The 754-nt window shown below is 71.6% G+C and carries 1 protein-coding gene; it reads left to right on the top strand.

Features of this window, described 5'->3' with window-relative positions; all coding sequences use genetic code 11:
- Positions 1-754, top strand: a 754-nt coding sequence (locus FVW27_RS17960; protein WP_167127840.1) for an iron-containing alcohol dehydrogenase, incomplete at both ends; no start/stop codon positions are given.

Raw genomic sequence — 754 nt, 5'->3', positions numbered from 1 at the left:
GAGAGGCGGCGCGCCGTGTGGGCGCGTACGATCAGGCCGTGGCTTCGCTGGATGGGGCGGGCGTGCGCCGCGGCGAGGTGTGGGGCGTGACGGCAAATCCGGATCTGGGCACCGTGCTGCGCATCGCGGCGGCGGCGGGCACCGGTCCCGAAGGTTCCGTCGGCAATTCCCCCATCGGCGGCGGAACGGGATTTGTCGCCATCGGAGGCGGCAGCGTCATCGACGCCACCAAGGCGGCTGCGGCGCTGGTGCCCCTGCTGGCCGAGGGGCGCGACCCGTGGAGCCCCTTTGCCGAGCGCAAGCCGGTCACCCGCTCGCTGCCGGTGTTCGCGGTGTCCATCCTGTCGGGCACCGGATCGGAAATGAACGGCAACGCCGTGATCACCCGGGGCGCGTCGGGCCACAAGTGGGGCATGCGCTGTCCCTCGCCGGTGGCCACCTTCGTGGATGTGACCTTCCAGCAAGGGCTGCCCTGGCACCTGACCGTGAACGGCGCGGTCGACGCCATGAGCCACGTGCTGGAATTTTCGGTGGTGGGCACGCCAGCCGCGTCCGCCTCGACTGGTGTCAGGCGCAAGGACACGGAACTTCCCTTCTTTGCCGAAGAAGCGGTGCTGGCCCAGAACGAGGCCCTGCTGCGTACCATCGTGCGTGCCGCCGCGCGCCTGCGTGCCGATGCCCACGACGTGGAGGCGCGCGGGGCCTTGGCCTGGGCGTCGGGCGTGGGGCTGTCCGGCCTCACCGGGGTGGGCCT

It is taken from the genome of Nitratidesulfovibrio liaohensis, from assembly GCF_011682075.1.
GTDB lineage: Bacteria > Desulfobacterota > Desulfovibrionia > Desulfovibrionales > Desulfovibrionaceae > Cupidesulfovibrio > Cupidesulfovibrio liaohensis.
The sequence above is the reverse complement of the archived record's forward strand: the minus strand, read 5'-3'. Positions and strand labels throughout refer to the sequence as shown.